Origin of the sequence: Collinsella aerofaciens (assembly GCF_015561195.1) — a bacterium.
Classification (GTDB): domain Bacteria; phylum Actinomycetota; class Coriobacteriia; order Coriobacteriales; family Coriobacteriaceae; genus Collinsella; species Collinsella aerofaciens_AC.
The window spans coordinates 141,945-156,044 of the sequence record NZ_JADMSU010000005.1; the positions used below are offsets into that span (position 1 = coordinate 141,945).

The window sequence follows — 14,100 nt, forward strand, 5'->3', positions numbered from 1 at the left end:
CATCCCCCGACACGTGAAAGGGGCCTCCATGGACCTTGCTGACATCCGCCAGGCCATCGATAGCATCGACACCACGCTCCTCAACAGCTTTGTCGAGCGCATGGACATTGCCACCGAAGTCGCCAAGTCAAAAATCGAGATGGGCAAGGCCGTCTTCGACCCCGCCCGCGAGCGCTCCAAGCTCAATAACCTCGCCAGCCGCGCACCCGAGCGCTACGAAGCCCAGACTATCACCCTGTTCCGTCTCCTCATGAGCATGAGCAAGGCCGAGCAGCAGCGCTACATCAACGAGCTCAAGGGCATCACGGTGTCGCAAAAAGCCCATGCCACGGCCGTAGCCTTCGATGCGCCCTTCCCCCAAACGGCCAGCGTCGCCTGCCAGGGTGTGGAAGGTGCCTATAGCCAGATCGCCGCGTGCAAACTCTTCGACGTGCCCGACATCGCGTTCTTCGAGACCTTCGAGGGCGTCATGCGCGCCGTGCGCGACGGCTTCTGCGAGTTTGGCGTGCTGCCCATCGAGAACTCCACCGCCGGCTCAGTCAACGCCGTCTACGACCTGCTCGCCCAGTTCGACTTCCACATCGTGCGCTCGCTACGACTCAAGATCGATCACAACTTGCTCGTCAAACCCGGCACCAAGCTCGCCGACGTGCGCGAGGTCTACAGCCACGGCCAAGCCATTGCCCAGTGTGCCGGCTTTATCGAGTCCCACGACCTGCACGCCACCAAGTACCCCAACACCGCCATGTCGGCCGAGATGGTCGCCAGCTCCGAGCGCACCGATGTTGCCGCCATCGCATCGCGCAGCTGCGCGGCACTCTATGGCCTGGAGGTGCTGGAGCCCAACATTCAGGACTCGGACAACAACTACACGCGCTTTGTCGTCATCAGCCGCGAGCCGCGCGTCTACCCCGGCGCTAATCGCACCTCGCTCATGATCACCACGGCCAACGAGCCGGGCGCCCTCTATCGCGTGCTCGAGCGCTTCTACGCGCTCAACATCAACCTCATCAAGCTCGAGAGCCGTCCCATCCCCGGCCGCGACTTTGAGTTTATGTTCTACTTTGATCTGGACTGCCCCTTTGGCAGCAAGGCCCTCGACGACCTGCTCGATTCCATCGACGAAGTGTGCGAGAGCTTCACCTACTTTGGCAGCTACACGGAGGTGCTCTAGATGACCGATACCGCCGCAACCCGTCCCTACGGCGTGCTGGGCCGTGAGCTGGGCCACAGCTACACCCCGACCATCTACAAGGAGCTCGCTGGGCTCGAGTACGTGCGATTTGAGCGCGAGCCCGAGGACCTCGCGGCCTTTATGATGGGCGACGAGTGGGAGGGCACCAACGTGACCATCCCCTACAAGCGCGCCGTCATGGAGTATCTGGACGAGCTGAGCCCGCTCGCCGAGCGCATGGGCAACGTCAACACCATCACGCGCCTGCCTGACGGCCGCCTGCGCGGCGACAACACCGACTACTTTGGTTTTCAGTGCCTGGTCGAGGAGCTGGGCGTAGAGGTTGCCGGCAAGAAGGTCCTCGTGCTTGGCGCCACCGGTGGTGCCGGCACCACGGCAAGCATGGTGCTCGGCGACCTTGGCGCCACCGTGGTGCCCGTGGGCCGCACGAGCGAGGTCAACTACGGCAATATCGCGCAGCAGTCCGACGCCGCACTGCTCGTCAACTGCACGCCCGCCGGCATGTTCCCCCATTGCCCCGACGCGCCTTGCACGCTCGAAGGGCTCGATGCGCTCGAAGGCGTTATCGACATTGTCTACAACCCCGCCCGCACGGGACTCATGCTCGAGACCGAGCGCCGCGGCATCCCCTGCATCGGTGGCCTGCTGATGCTCGTGGCCCAAGCGGCACAGGCCGTCGAGCACTATACCGGCCAAGTCACCCCGCGCAAGCGCATCTTAGACGTAACGGAGCGTCTGTCCCGCCGCGAACAAAACATCGCGCTGATCGGCATGCCGGGTTCGGGCAAGACCCGCGTGGGTGAGCAGATCGCCCAGCTCACGAGCCGCGAGCACATCGACTTGGATCGCGCGCTCGAGGAGCGTCTGGGCATGCCCTGTGCCGACTTTATCGTCGAGCGCGGCGAGGCGGCCTTCCGCGAACAGGAGACGGCTACGCTGGCCGACATCTCCAAGCGCAGCGGCCTGGTGCTCTCCACCGGCGGCGGCGTGGTCACACGCGACGAGAACTACCCGCTGCTGCACCAGAATAGCCAAATCGTGATGCTCAACCGTATGCTCGACGAGCTCGCCCACAAGGGCCGCCCCATCACCGCGCGCGACGGCATCGATAAGCTGGCTGAACAGCGCATGCCGCGCTACCGCGCCTGGGCCGACTACATAATCGACTCACGCGACTGCGCCGCCAACACCGCTTGCGCCGTCCTCGACACCCTCCCACCCGCTCTCTAACCAAAACCACCACAAAGGGGACAGGCACCTTTGTGGTGGTTTTCCAACCGCAAAGGAAGCAACCATGAAAGCACTCGTCATCAACGGTCCCAACCTCAACATGCTCGGCATTCGCGAGCCGGGCATCTACGGCAGCGACAACTACGACCGCCTGGTCCAGATCTGCCAGGAGGCAGGCGCCGCGCAGGGTTTTGACGAGGTCGAAGTCTTCCAGTCCAACCACGAGGGCAGCATCGTCGATAAGATCCAGGAGGCCTACGGCAAGGTCGACGGCATCGTCATCAACCCGGCCGCCTACACACATACGAGCGTGGCGATCCTCGATGCGCTCAAAGCCGTCGCCATCCCTGCCGTCGAGGTGCACATCAGCGCCGTAGAGACGCGCGAGGACTTCCGCCAGGTGAGCTACGCACGCCTAGCCTGCTTCGCCACCATCACCGGCGAGGGCTTGCAGGGGTATGCACATGCGCTAGAGCTGTTGGAAGAGCATCTGGAAAAGTAAAATGCCAACCCCAACAAACAGCAGCGGCTTGCTCGCGCTCGGCTCCAGCAGCACACAAGATGAAAAAAGCCCAGACCACCAAGCGGTCCGGGCTTAATAAACGATGGTGCTCCATGGCGGATTCGAACCGTCGACCTTGGGATTAGAAGTCCCCTGCTCTATCCAACTGAGCTAATGGAGCAAATAACCGCACGCCCAAGCAAGCGTAAGCCTGTCAGGCGCAAGTAATTATAACCTAGTTGAACTGCTCGCGGTACGCCTTGCAGACCTCATCGACCGGGCCATCCATGCGAAGGTCACCCTTCTCAATCCAAACGGCACGCTGGCAGATGCGCTCAACCTGCTCCATGGAGTGCGAAACGAACAGAACCGTCACGTCGCCGCTCTGGATAAAGTGCTGGATGCGGGCCTCGCACTTCTGCTGGAAGAACACGTCACCGACGGACAGCGTCTCGTCAACGATCAGAATATCGGGCTCGGTAATCGTCGCGATTGCAAAGGCGATACGCGCCACCATGCCCGAGGAGAAGTTCTTAAGCGGCATATCGACAAAGTTCTGCAGCTCAGCGAACTCGATAATGCCGTCAAAGTTGGCGTCGATGAACTCCTTGGTATAGCCGAGCAGGGCGCCGTTCAGATAGATGTTCTCGCGGGCGGTCAGCTCGGGGTCAAAGCCGGCGCCAAGCTCAATCAGCGGCGCGATGTTACCGTGCACCTTAACGCTGCCCTCGCTAGGCTCAAGCACGCCAGCGATAATCTTGAGCATCGTAGACTTGCCGGAACCATTGGTGCCGACCAGACCCACGACCTCGCCGCGATGAATATCAAACGAGATGTGCTTAAGCGCCCTAAACTCCTCAAAGAACAGCTCGTGCTTGGCAAGCTTAATGAAGTACTCCTTGAGGTTGGTCAGCGACTCGGACGCCATGTTAAAGATCATGGTGACGTCGTCGACCTCGACAGCCAGAGGCTGCTCGCTGTAATCAACAACAGATTCAGTCATCACAGCACTCCTTAGATGTAGAGGATGAACTTGCGCTCGGACTTATGGAACACGGTGTAGCCAATAGCAAGCGCAAGAACCGCCCAAGCGACGCACATACCAAACGTCAAAAGCGAGGGCGTGGTCTGGAACAGAAAGATATCGCGCATAAACTGCAGGTAGTTATACATGGGGTTCGCATAGACCAGAATGCGCACGAGATGCGGCATTTGCGCAACGAAATCGGTCGTCCAGAAAATAGGCGTGATATAAGTCCACGCCGTGATGACAACACTCCATAGATGCATGACATCGCGGAAGAAGACCGTGAGGGCGGAGAGCATCATGCCCAGGCCCATGCAGAAGCACATAAGCAGCAGCAGGCAGACCGGCAGCAGAATAAGGTGCCAAGAAGGCATAACGTGGAACCACAGCATAACGATGGCAACGGCGACCAGCGAGAAGGCAAAGTTGACCAGCGAGAAGAGCACCTTCTGCACCGGGAAGACCCAGCGGTGCACCTTAACCTTCTTGAGCAGAGGGGCAGCACCCACGATCGACGTCAGGGCCTGGTTCGTAGACTCGGACATGACGGCAAAGGTAACATTACCCACGATCAAGTACAGCGGGTACATCTCGGGCGTCATTGAGCCATTGCGGCCCTGGCCAAAAATCGTCGAGAACACGATGGCCATGACAATCATCATCAGCAGCGGGTTGAGCACCGACCATGCGACGCCCAGAACGCTGCGGCGATACTTGATCTTAAAATCCTTGGTAACCAGCTGACGAAGGATAAACGCGTCCTTCTCAAATTCGTTCTTAGCAAACGTCGCAGGCAGACTGCGAGTTTCTTGTTGCTTTGTCTGATCCGACACGGATGCAACTCCTTTACTCGTAATCGTTGACAAACGAACAGTATAGACCCGACGACCATGCAAACGATTCGCGCAACAAAACTGGAGAACTAACCCACATCTTAGGATGCCAAGCCCAAACGGCTATACTTTCAAAGATTGAATGTATAAGGAGCATTGAATGTATTCAAAATCCATCGCCGTCATCATCCCCTGCTACAACGAAGCCCTCACGATCGGCAAAGTCATCGACGACTTTCACCGCGAGCTTCCGCAAGCGACGGTCTATGTCTATGACAACAACTCGTCGGACGATACCTCACGCATCGCCACCGAGCACGGCGCCACGGTCCGCTTTGAGCCCCGTCAGGGAAAGGGCAACGTGTGCCGCCAGATGTTTCGCGATATCGACGCCGATTGCTACCTGATGGTCGACGGCGACGACACCTACCCCGCCGAGGCGGCCAAGGCCCTCTGCGAGCCTATCCTCAACGGCGCGGCCGATATGACCGTAGGCGACCGCCTTTCCAACGGCACCTACGCCGAGGAAAACAAGCGTGCTTTCCACGGCTTTGGCAACAATCTGGTCCGCGCCATGATCAAGTGGATCTATGGCTACAGCTTCGATGATGTCATGACCGGCTACCGCGCCATGAGCCGCCCGTTCGTTAAAACCTTCCCTGTGCTTTCCGAGGGCTTCCAGATCGAAACCGAGCTCTCGATCCACGCCGTCGACCACCGCTGGCGCATCAAAGATGTGCCCATCGAGTACCGCGACCGTCCGGAAGGCTCCGAGTCCAAGCTCAATACCGTGAGCGACGGCATTAAAGTCGTCACGATGATCGGCACGCTGTTCAAGGACTACCGCCCGCTGAAGTTCTTCAGCCTCGTCGCGCTTCTGTTTGCGGTGATCGGCCTCGCCCTGGGCATGCCCATCGTTGTCGAGTATTTCCAGACCGGCCTCGTTCCGCGCTTCCCCACCGCCATGCTCGCCGCGTCGTTTATGTTCCTGTGCGGCCTGAGCCTTGCAACAGGATTCATCCTGGATTCTGTAGCAAAGGTCGAAAAAAAGCAGTGGGAGGTCAACGTATATAGCAAGTACGCCTACGACGACCAGCCCGGCCACCCTACTTCCAAGCCAAGCGAGAGGTAAACCACCATGCCGCTCATCTCCATCGTCGTGCCGTGTTACAACGAGCAGGAATCACTTCCGATCTTTCTCAAAGAGCTCGATGGCGTCGTTCGCATCATGACCCGGCAAGACCCCGGCATCTCCTTTGAAGCCGTCCTCATCGACGATGGCTCGGCAGACAAAACGCTCGCCGTCATGAAGGCAGAAGCTGCGGCGGCGCATCCATACGCCATCCGCTGGCACTCTTTCTCGCGCAACTTTGGCAAGGAGGCGGCACTACTCGCCGGACTCCAGCACGCAAAGGGCGACTATGTCGCCACCATGGATGCCGACATGCAGGACCCGCCCTCGCTCCTGCCGCAGATGTACGAGATCTTGCAAACCGAAGACTACGATAACGTCGCCACACGCAGGACCACCCGCGAAGGCGAGCCTCCCATCAGGTCGTTCTGCGCCCGTATGTTCTACAAGATCATCAACCGCATTTCCAAGGCCGACATCGTCGACGGAGCACGCGATTTTAGGCTCATGAAGCGACCTATGGTCAACGCCATCATCTCCATGGGCGAATACAATCGATTCTCCAAGGGCATCTACGGCTGGGTCGGCTTCAAGACCAAATAGCTCCCCTACGTAAACGTCAACCGCGTGGCCGGTGAGACCAAATGGAGCTTTTGGTCGCTGCTCCTCTATTCCATCGACGGCATCGTCGCGTTTTCCACGGCGCCACTCTCCCTCGCCGCCCTCACGGGTATCGTCTTCTGCCTCATCGCCATCATGGGATTTATCGTCATCCTGGTCAAAACGCTTGTTTGGGGCGATCCCGTAGGCGGATGGCCCTCCCTTGCCTGCCTCATTACGCTGTTTGGCGGCATGCAGCTCCTGTGCCTGGGAATCATTGGCGAGTACCTAGCAAAAGCCTACTTGGAGGCCAAGCACCGCCCCATCTATATCATTCGAGAATCCAACGAGGAATCTGATGACACGGCCCAATAACAGCACGCTCAAGAATGTGGCGTTCTACGCCGCCTGCTTCACGTTTTCCATCGCATTTTTTGTCGCACTTGCAGAGGCGGGGCATGTCTACCCCTTTGGCGACAACTCGTTTCTCACCAACGATCTCAAATACCAATACATCGACTTCTTCGCGTGGTTTCGCCGCGTCCTTTTAGGCGAGGCAAACCTTCGCTATTCCTTCTCACAGGGCCTCGGTATGAACACATGGGGGCTCTATAGCTACTACCTCGCCAGCCCCTTCAACCTGCTCTGCGTGCTGTTTCCCGCAGACAAGCTAACGCTCTTCGCGTTTGTTATCTCCGCGCTCAAACTGGGCTGCATCCACATCAGCAGCGCTTGGTATGTGCAAAAGCGCTTTGACCTTTCCAAGCCCGCCGCATTCTTGCTATCCCTCTCGTTCACGTTTTGCAGCTGGACCATCAGCAACCTGCGCAACCCACTCTGGATTGATTGCCTGATCCTGCTGCCCATCTGCGCCTACGGATGCCACGAGCTCATCCGCAAGCAGCGCATGATCCGCCTCATCATCACAACGGCGCTCAATGTCATGTTCTGCTGGTATACGGCCTACATCAGCATCCTGTTCCTCTGCATCTTCGTATTGGTCGAATTTGTCGATTATGTTGTAGAAGAAGGTTTTAGCTGGAAGCTCATGCTCGATCGGGCCCTCCGATTCGCAGGCGCCATTGTGCTCGGGCTACTTCTGTCCGCTTGGACCTTTTTGCCGACCATCCTTGCCATGTCCAAGGGCGGCCCCGTCCTAGCCCTCGGGCCGCTGCTTAAAACCAGCCTCAAATCGCTCATCAGGGGCTTTCTCCCTGGCATGTGGGTGAACAACGATAGTACACCGCAGTTCTATTGCGGCGTCATCATGATGCTGCTCGCGGTGAGCCTGCTGTTTAACCGCACGGTTTCGATCAAGACACGCATCGCAACGCTCGTCGTCACGATAATCCTGGTCGCCAGCTCCGTTTTGAGCCCGCTCGAGTACATCTGGTGCGGCATGCGCGTGCCCAACGGATTCTATTCGCGCACGACTTTCTTGCTGAGCTTCTTTGCGCTGTGGGCAGCGGGCTATTCGTTGCAGGTGTTCGAGGGCCAGCCCAAATTTCGTCATGCCTATCGACCAGCCGTCGTATTACCAATCCTGACAATCACCGCAATTGAGTTGTTTATCAACGCCCATGTGATGTGGAACCAACTGTACGCAGGCTATTCCGAAGAAGCCAACAGCACCTATGTCGCCACCGCAACCAACACGATCACAGCCATTCAAGACCAGGATTCTGCGTCATTCTACCGCATCGATCGAACGACCACGCGTGCCGATAGCGCCGCCCTCAACGAAGGCCTAGCGCTTGGGTACAACCAGTTGTCTTCGTATTCGTCTGCCAACAACCCGCAGGCCATCGCACTGCTCAACTCCCTTGGATACAGCAGCGTCGGCGAATTCTCGACCCGTTATGCCGAGCCCATTCTCGCCGTCGATGCCCTATTGGGAGTTAAGTACGCCATTCCTGAAAACGCGCCTGCAGGATACGTTTCGGCCAAGACGAATCAGGCCGACTCCACAAGCTCGGTGTACGAGAACCCCTATGCGCTCAGCATTGGCGTCGCAGCCTCAAGCGATATCCAAAACAGCACGCTGAAGAGCGAGAACCCCTTCGAAAAGCAGAACGACCTCTACAGCAAAATCCTAGGCCGCAAGGTCGAGCTCTATACCAAGATCGAGGCCGCGAGCACGGAGAATAGCGATAGCTTAAAGCAATGGAGCGTTACTCTTCCGGCAAGCTCCATCGGGTATCTCTACATCAACAAAGATGCGACCGCCGGCAGTTATTGGCCCGTCGCCCTTACCATCGACCAGCGAGCAATCGAAAACGAGGCCTGGAGATTCGACAATAATATCCGCCAGATTGCGGATGCATCGGACACCCCGAGCCAGCATACGGTGTCAATCGGAGTCGCAGAGGGCTATACAGACATGCCCCAAGACAATGAGCCGGTCTTTTACGCCCTCAATCTGGATGTTTTCGAGCAGATTATTAACGAGCTTAAGGCGAGCGAGTTTATTACGACGGTTTTTGAGGACGGAAGGATCGAAGGCGAGTATACCGCCAAGGATGACGGCAACCCTGCTGTTGAGCGTTCCGTACGATGAGGGCTGGAACGTAACGGTAAACGGAACCGCCGCAGAACTAACGCCCGCCGCCGATAAGGGCTTGTCGTCCCTGAACATGCAGAAAGGCGCGAATAAGATCGTGATGACCTACAAGACTCCGGGCGCCCTTGCGGGGCTTGCAGTGAGTCTGGCGACCGCCGCCGCCCTTGTTGCAGCGGGTCTATACGCCAGGCATAAGAAAAGCCGCCGTTAACAAGCGGCGGCTTTTTCTCTCGAAAAGTTAATAACGGCTAGAGCGTCTTGAGGTACTCCCCCAGCTCTTCCTCCCAGTCGGGCATGTGGAAGCCCGTCGACTCGAGCCTGGACAGGTCGAGCGCGGAGTGGACCGGGCGCGGGGCGACGGGGCCGGCGGCGTTCGCGTAGTAGTCGGCGGTCGAAACCGGCACGACCCTGTCGCCGTTTCCGTTGGCGGCCTCGAAGACGGCGCGGGCGATGTCCGCCCAGCTCTTCACGGCACCGGAGCCGGTGCAGTCGTAGGTGCCGTAGGGCGCGTGCGTGCCCAGCACGTGGAAGATGGCCTCGGCCATGTCGCGCGTGAAGGTCAGGCGGCCCAGCTGGTCGTCCACGACCGTGATCTGCTCGAGCCCGTCCTCGGGGTCGGCGACGCGGTCGGACAGCGCCCTCATCGTCTTGACGAAGTTGCGGCCCTCGCCGATGACCCAGGAGCTGCGCATGATGTAGTGGCGCGGGCAGCCGGCCACGGCGATGTCGCCGGCGGCCTTGGTCTGGCCGTAGACGGACAGCGGGCTGAGGGGCTCGTCCTCCGTGTGGACCTCGACCGTGCCGTCGAAGACGTAGTCGGAGGACACGTGGACGAGCGTGATCCCGTGCGCGGCGCAGGTGCGGGCGAGCAGCGCCGGCCCGGTCGCGTTGGCCTTCCAGGCGATGGCGCGGCCCTCGGGGGTCTCCGCCCTGTCCACGGCCGTGTAGGCGCCGCAGTTGATCACGGTGCCGTAGAGCGACCAGTCGTATTTTGAGTAGGAGTCCGGGTCGGACATGTCGAAGGCGTCGATGTCGCAGAAGTCGAAGTCCTTCGCCACGCCGCGCTCCTCGGCGAGCGCGCGCACCGCGCGGCCCAGCTGGCCGTTGCAGCCGGTGACGAGGGTGCGCCTGGGCGCCATGGGGACGACGTCCCTCAGCATCGGATGGTTGAGGTCGGCCTCGGAGACGGTGGCCTGGTCCAGCGGGATCGGCCACTCGATGGCGAGCTCGGGGTCGGCGAGGTTCACGAAGGTGTAGGTCCTCTTCAGCTCGAGGGACCAGTGGGCGTCCACCAGGTAGGTGTAGGCGGTGCCGTCCTCCAGGGCCTGGAAGGAGTTGCCCACGCCGCGCGGGACGTAGATGGCCTTACTCGGGTCGAGCGTGCAGGTGAACACCTTCCCGTAGGTGGCGCTGCCCTCGCGCAGGTCCACCCAGGCGCCGAAGACCGAGCCTCGGGCCACCGAGATGAACTTGTCCCAGGGCTCGGCGTGGATGCCGCGGGTGACGCCGCGGCTGTCGTTGTAGGAGATGTTGTTCTGGACGACCCTGAGGTCCGGGATGCCCAGGGCGGTCATCTTGGCGCGCTGCCAGTTCTCCTTGAACCAGCCGCGCGAGTCGCCGTGGACGGCGAGGTCGACGACCTTCAGGCCCTCGATACCGGTCTCCGCCACGGAGAGGTCCTTCTCGAATGCGATGTCTGCCATGTGGGAAAAGCTCCTATCGAAGAGGTTGGGTAACCGGGGGCGCCCGCGCGGGGACGCAGGATCATCCCCATGCCCTGCGGCCCCGCGCGGGCGCCCCGCGGTGCGGTTCGCCGGGGTCCGGCCTACTGCCCCTGGGCGCGGTAGCGTGCCTCGGTGGCCTCCTTGGCCGGGCGCCACCAGGACTCGTTGGCGACGTACCAGTCGATCGTCTGCTTGAGCCCCTCGGCGAAGTCGGTGTGCGCCGGCCTCCAGCCCAGCTCGCGCTGGAGCTTGGTCGAGTCGATGGCGTAGCGGCGGTCGTGGCCGGGGCGGTCGGCGACCCAGTCGAAGTCCTCGGGGTCGCGGCCCATCGCCTCGAGGATCATGCGCAGGACCGTGATGTTGTTCTTCTCGCCGTCGGCGCCGATGAGGTAGGTCTCCCCCGTGCGGCCCTTGGTGAGGATGTCCCAGACGGCCGAGGAGTGGTCCTCGGTGTGGATCCAGTCGCGGACGTTCTCGCCGCGGCCGTAGAGCTTGGGGCGCACGCCGTCGATGATGTTGGTGATCTGCCTGGGGATGAACTTCTCCACGTGCTGGTAGGGGCCGTAGTTGTTGGAGCAGTTGGAGATCGTGGCGCGCAGGCCGTAGGTGCGGGTCCAGGCGCGCACGAGCATGTCGGAGCTCGCCTTGGTCGAGCTGTACGGCGAGGAGGGCTTATACGGCGTCTCCTCGGTGAACTTGGCGGGGTCGTCGAGCGCCAGGTCGCCGTAGACCTCGTCGGTGGAGACGTGGTGGTAGCGGATGCCGTATTTGCGGACGGCCTCCAGCAGGCGGAAGGTGCCCTCCACGTTGGTGCGCAGGAACGGCTCGGGGTCGGCGATGGAGTTGTCGTTGTGGCTCTCGGCCGCGTAGTGGACGATCGCGTCGTGGCCCGGCACCAGCCTGTCCAGCAGCTCCGCGTCGCAGATGTCGCCCACGACGAGCTCCACGCGGTCGGAGGGCAGCCCCGCGATGTTCTCGGGGTTGCCGGCGTAGGTCAGCTTGTCCAGGACGGTGACGTGGACGCCCGGGTGGTTGTCGACCACGTAGTGCACGAAGTTGCTGCCGATGAAGCCGCAGCCGCCCGTGACGATGATGTTCTTAGGTTCAAAAATCTCAGACATGAATCTCCTTTTTTCGCCTACTAGAGATGTAAGTACTTAAACATTTGAACATATGAGCCTTCAGCAGAATCAGAATCTTCTCCTGCAGGTTTGTTTCTTATGCCAAACTCTCTGTATCCCATGCGACTATAGAACTCAATAAGACCAGGCTCATTGACAGAGTCCAGAAACACAAACCTTCCGCCAACAAGACGCTGTATGTCAGAAATAGACTTTTCAACGAAAGCCATGAGTTCTTCACCGGTTACGCGACCTATACCTGAATCGCTTTTCCCAAATTGCGCCAACAGAACACAAGGCAAATCAAAACAACCAGTTTCTGATCTAAGTTCACCAAAAGAAGCCAACTTCTTGTGAGCTGTTTTTGAAACGACATTCTCAGGAATGGAGGCAATCTTTAGAGCAAGGGCATAAAAGCCAACTAAAGCGGCCGCATCTGTATCAAATACAAGATAAGAGGCACAGAAACCCCTCAGGTTAAAATCAAACGCGTTATAACGAACAAAATCCTCTATATCCTTGTTACGTTCACAGCGAAAAGAGGAGAGAACGTCCGAAACCTCGTCCTCTCCTCGCGCATTAAGTAATTGGAGTAAAGAATACGATACAAGCGCCATTTCTAGAAGCCCATCGATTTAAACAAAGAATCGATGGCCTTCTTCATGTCTGGCGTCAAAGACGGATCCGAAGGCGATGGCTTGAACTTCAAATCCTTGGTTACGCCTTCATCATATGCGTCGCACAACGCCTTTACGCCCTGAGGAGAGAGCATCCTAATCGGTGTTTTTAAACTTGAAGTAGCCATATGCCCTCCTTCCCTTAAAAATATCTACTTAGATTATAACCGAAAATACGAACACATATTCGAATTGCCCGATTATCATGAAATTCTAACGCAGCTTCTTACTTCGCTTGCTGCTCAAGGCGCTTTACAAGCTGTTCCTCAGAATGGACAAACTCAAATGGTTCATACTCGCCATATGCGGAAGGACGACTGATGTTAATGAGCTGAAGGTCAGAGATGCCGAAACGATCCTCTATCCTTCGCATCATCTCGACAAGCTCCTGGCCCGGCTTAACGGCCATTACCAACGAACCTTGCTCAGAAAACCACTTAGCAACCAGATAACGCATCAGCCAACTCGCCTCCCCAGTACGAAAGGGATGAGAGAAGGTCGACTGAAAGGCCATCACGCTCAAGAATGTCGTTCATCTCTCATCCCCTTCCACCAGGCAATTAGTACTCGCGCGGGCTGTTGACGATCTCGCCGGCGGCGACCTTCTTCAGGTGCTGCCCGTAGACCGACTTGCCGTAGGCCTTCGCGGCCTCCTCGAGCCCGGCGGTCGTGATCCAGCCGTTCTCCCAGGCGATCTCCTCGGGGACGGACACGGGAAGGTCCTGGGAGTGCTCCACGGCGCGGACGAACTCAGCGGCCTCGTGCAGGCTCTCCATGGTGCCGGTGTCCAGCCACGCGTAGCCGCGGCCGAGGGTGACCACGGACAGCGTCCCCTCCTCCAGGTACATCTGGTTGAGCGTGGTGATCTCCAGCTCCCCGCGGGCCGACGGCTTGACCTCGTGCGCCTTGGCTGCCACGTCGCCCGGGTAGAAGTACAGGCCGGTGACGGCGTAGGAGCTCTTGGGCTCGGCTGGCTTCTCCTCGATGGAGACGGCCCTGCCCTCGCCGTCGAACTCGACGACGCCGAAGCGCTCGGGGTCGTCCACGTGGTAGCCGAAGACCGTGGCCCGGCCCGACTCGGCGTTCTGGACGGCGCGCGTCAGGTGGCGCGACAGGCCGTTGCCGTAGAAAATGTTGTCGCCGAGCACGAGGGCGCACGGCTCGCCGGTGATGAAGTCCTCGCCGATGGTGAAGGCCTGCGCCAGGCCGTCCGGCGAGGGCTGCTCGGCGTAGGACAGGTTCACGCCGTAGCGCGAGCCGTCCCCGAGCAGGCGCTCGAAGTTGGGGAGGTCCGTCGGCGTGGAGATGACCAGGATGTCCCGGATGCCAGCCAGCATGAGGGTGGACAGCGGGTAGTAGATCATGGGCTTGTCGTAGACCGGCAGCAGCTGCTTGGAGGTCACGAGCGTGAGCGGGTACAGGCGCGTGCCGGACCCGCCGGCGAGGATGATGCCTTTCATAACATAACTCCTTAGAATTAAAGCAGCCAGACATTACAT

At 59.4% G+C, this 14,100-nt stretch carries 14 protein-coding genes, 1 tRNA gene and 1 pseudogene; 7 read left to right on the top strand and 9 right to left on the bottom strand.

The genetic code is table 11. The features are described from left to right. Positions 1 to 28 precede the first annotated feature (28 nt). From pheA to aroQ, 3 genes are all read left to right on the top strand, one after another. Positions 29 to 1,174, top strand: coding sequence for a prephenate dehydratase (pheA, locus tag I2H81_RS06540; protein WP_195644969.1), 1,146 nt, complete (start codon positions 29 to 31; stop codon positions 1,172 to 1,174). Continuing rightward, positions 1,175 to 2,425, top strand: a complete 1,251-nt coding sequence (locus I2H81_RS06545; protein ID WP_195644970.1) for a shikimate kinase — start codon at positions 1,175 to 1,177, stop codon at positions 2,423 to 2,425. 64 nt (positions 2,426 to 2,489) lie between these two features. Then, positions 2,490 to 2,927: a type II 3-dehydroquinate dehydratase gene (gene aroQ / locus I2H81_RS06550; RefSeq protein ID WP_195644971.1), complete on the top strand. Its 438-nt coding sequence runs from the start codon at positions 2,490 to 2,492 to the stop codon at positions 2,925 to 2,927. Positions 2,928 to 3,031: 104 nt separating this feature from the next. Here the strand turns inward: aroQ and I2H81_RS06555 are convergent. The 3 genes from I2H81_RS06555 to I2H81_RS06565 form a co-directional block, all read right to left on the bottom strand. Then, positions 3,032 to 3,108: transfer RNA gene (locus I2H81_RS06555), tRNA-Arg, on the bottom strand. 54 nt (positions 3,109 to 3,162) lie between these two features. Then, positions 3,163 to 3,930, bottom strand: coding sequence for an ABC transporter ATP-binding protein (locus I2H81_RS06560; RefSeq protein ID WP_006236046.1), 768 nt, complete (start codon positions 3,928 to 3,930; stop codon positions 3,163 to 3,165). Positions 3,931 to 3,941: 11 nt separating this feature from the next. Next, a complete protein-coding gene (locus I2H81_RS06565) occupies positions 3,942 to 4,787 on the bottom strand; it encodes an ABC transporter permease (RefSeq protein ID WP_271817498.1) in 846 nt (281 codons plus the stop codon). Positions 4,788 to 4,947: 160 nt separating this feature from the next. Here I2H81_RS06565 and I2H81_RS06570 point away from each other — a divergent pair, with 160 nt between their 5' ends. The 4 genes and pseudogenes from I2H81_RS06570 to I2H81_RS06580 all read left to right on the top strand — a co-directional run bounded on the left by I2H81_RS06570 (position 4,948) and on the right by I2H81_RS06580 (position 9,290). After that, positions 4,948 to 5,919 (top strand): glycosyltransferase family 2 protein, encoded by a 972-nt coding sequence (locus tag I2H81_RS06570; protein ID WP_195644972.1) that lies wholly within the window; start codon positions 4,948 to 4,950, stop codon positions 5,917 to 5,919. 6 nt (positions 5,920 to 5,925) lie between these two features. Then, positions 5,926 to 6,522 (top strand): glycosyltransferase family 2 protein, encoded by a 597-nt coding sequence (locus I2H81_RS10400; RefSeq protein ID WP_229108106.1) that lies wholly within the window; start codon positions 5,926 to 5,928, stop codon positions 6,520 to 6,522. A 24-nt stretch (positions 6,523 to 6,546) separates the two neighbouring features. Further along, a complete protein-coding gene (locus tag I2H81_RS10405; protein WP_229108107.1) occupies positions 6,547 to 6,894 on the top strand; it encodes a hypothetical protein in 348 nt (115 codons plus the stop codon). Next, positions 6,878 to 9,290, top strand: a pseudogene (locus I2H81_RS06580) (YfhO family protein). The gene I2H81_RS10405 and the pseudogene I2H81_RS06580 overlap by 17 nt, the downstream one beginning before the upstream one ends. Positions 9,291 to 9,327: 37 nt before the next feature. Here the strand turns inward: I2H81_RS06580 and I2H81_RS06590 are convergent. The 6 genes from I2H81_RS06590 to rfbA form a co-directional block, all read right to left on the bottom strand. Next, the gene (locus I2H81_RS06590) at positions 9,328 to 10,782 is read right to left on the bottom strand and encodes a sugar nucleotide-binding protein (RefSeq protein WP_195644975.1); all 1,455 of its coding nucleotides are present in this window, start codon (positions 10,780 to 10,782) and stop codon (positions 9,328 to 9,330) included. 122 nt (positions 10,783 to 10,904) lie between these two features. Next, a complete protein-coding gene (rfbB, locus tag I2H81_RS06595) occupies positions 10,905 to 11,924 on the bottom strand; it encodes a dTDP-glucose 4,6-dehydratase (protein WP_195644976.1) in 1,020 nt (339 codons plus the stop codon). Between the two features lie 20 nt (positions 11,925 to 11,944). Next, entirely contained in the window at positions 11,945 to 12,541 is a 597-nt protein-coding gene (locus I2H81_RS06600; RefSeq protein WP_195644977.1) for a hypothetical protein, read from the bottom strand. A gap of 2 nt (positions 12,542 to 12,543) precedes the next feature. Continuing rightward, on the bottom strand, positions 12,544 to 12,729 hold the full coding sequence (locus tag I2H81_RS06605; protein ID WP_089573662.1) for a hypothetical protein: 186 nt from the start codon (positions 12,727 to 12,729) through the stop codon (positions 12,544 to 12,546). 98 nt (positions 12,730 to 12,827) lie between these two features. Further along, positions 12,828 to 13,058, bottom strand: coding sequence for a DUF6718 family protein (locus I2H81_RS06610; RefSeq protein WP_089573667.1), 231 nt, complete (start codon positions 13,056 to 13,058; stop codon positions 12,828 to 12,830). A gap of 103 nt (positions 13,059 to 13,161) precedes the next feature. Next, positions 13,162 to 14,061: a glucose-1-phosphate thymidylyltransferase RfbA gene (gene rfbA, locus I2H81_RS06615; RefSeq protein ID WP_195644978.1), complete on the bottom strand. Its 900-nt coding sequence runs from the start codon at positions 14,059 to 14,061 to the stop codon at positions 13,162 to 13,164. Positions 14,062 to 14,100 lie beyond the last annotated feature (39 nt).

Excerpts from the sequence above, each read along its gene's own strand:
- I2H81_RS06600 (WP_195644977.1), bottom strand. The coding sequence starts at position 12,541 with ATGGCGCTTGTATCGTATTCTTTACTCCAATTACTTAATGCGCGAGGA.
- aroQ (WP_195644971.1), top strand. The coding sequence starts at position 2,490 with ATGAAAGCACTCGTCATCAACGGTCCCAACCTCAACATGCTCGGCATT.
- I2H81_RS06590 (WP_195644975.1), bottom strand. The coding sequence starts at position 10,782 with ATGGCAGACATCGCATTCGAGAAGGACCTCTCCGTGGCGGAGACCGGT.
- rfbB (WP_195644976.1), bottom strand. The coding sequence starts at position 11,924 with ATGTCTGAGATTTTTGAACCTAAGAACATCATCGTCACGGGCGGCTGC.
- rfbA (WP_195644978.1), bottom strand. The coding sequence starts at position 14,061 with ATGAAAGGCATCATCCTCGCCGGCGGGTCCGGCACGCGCCTGTACCCG.
- I2H81_RS06610 (WP_089573667.1), bottom strand. The coding sequence starts at position 13,058 with ATGCGTTATCTGGTTGCTAAGTGGTTTTCTGAGCAAGGTTCGTTGGTA.
- I2H81_RS06605 (WP_089573662.1), bottom strand. The coding sequence starts at position 12,729 with ATGGCTACTTCAAGTTTAAAAACACCGATTAGGATGCTCTCTCCTCAG.
- I2H81_RS06545 (WP_195644970.1), top strand. The coding sequence starts at position 1,175 with ATGACCGATACCGCCGCAACCCGTCCCTACGGCGTGCTGGGCCGTGAG.
- I2H81_RS10400 (WP_229108106.1), top strand. The coding sequence starts at position 5,926 with ATGCCGCTCATCTCCATCGTCGTGCCGTGTTACAACGAGCAGGAATCA.
- I2H81_RS06570 (WP_195644972.1), top strand. The coding sequence starts at position 4,948 with ATGTATTCAAAATCCATCGCCGTCATCATCCCCTGCTACAACGAAGCC.
- pheA (WP_195644969.1), top strand. The coding sequence starts at position 29 with ATGGACCTTGCTGACATCCGCCAGGCCATCGATAGCATCGACACCACG.
- I2H81_RS06560 (WP_006236046.1), bottom strand. The coding sequence starts at position 3,930 with ATGACTGAATCTGTTGTTGATTACAGCGAGCAGCCTCTGGCTGTCGAG.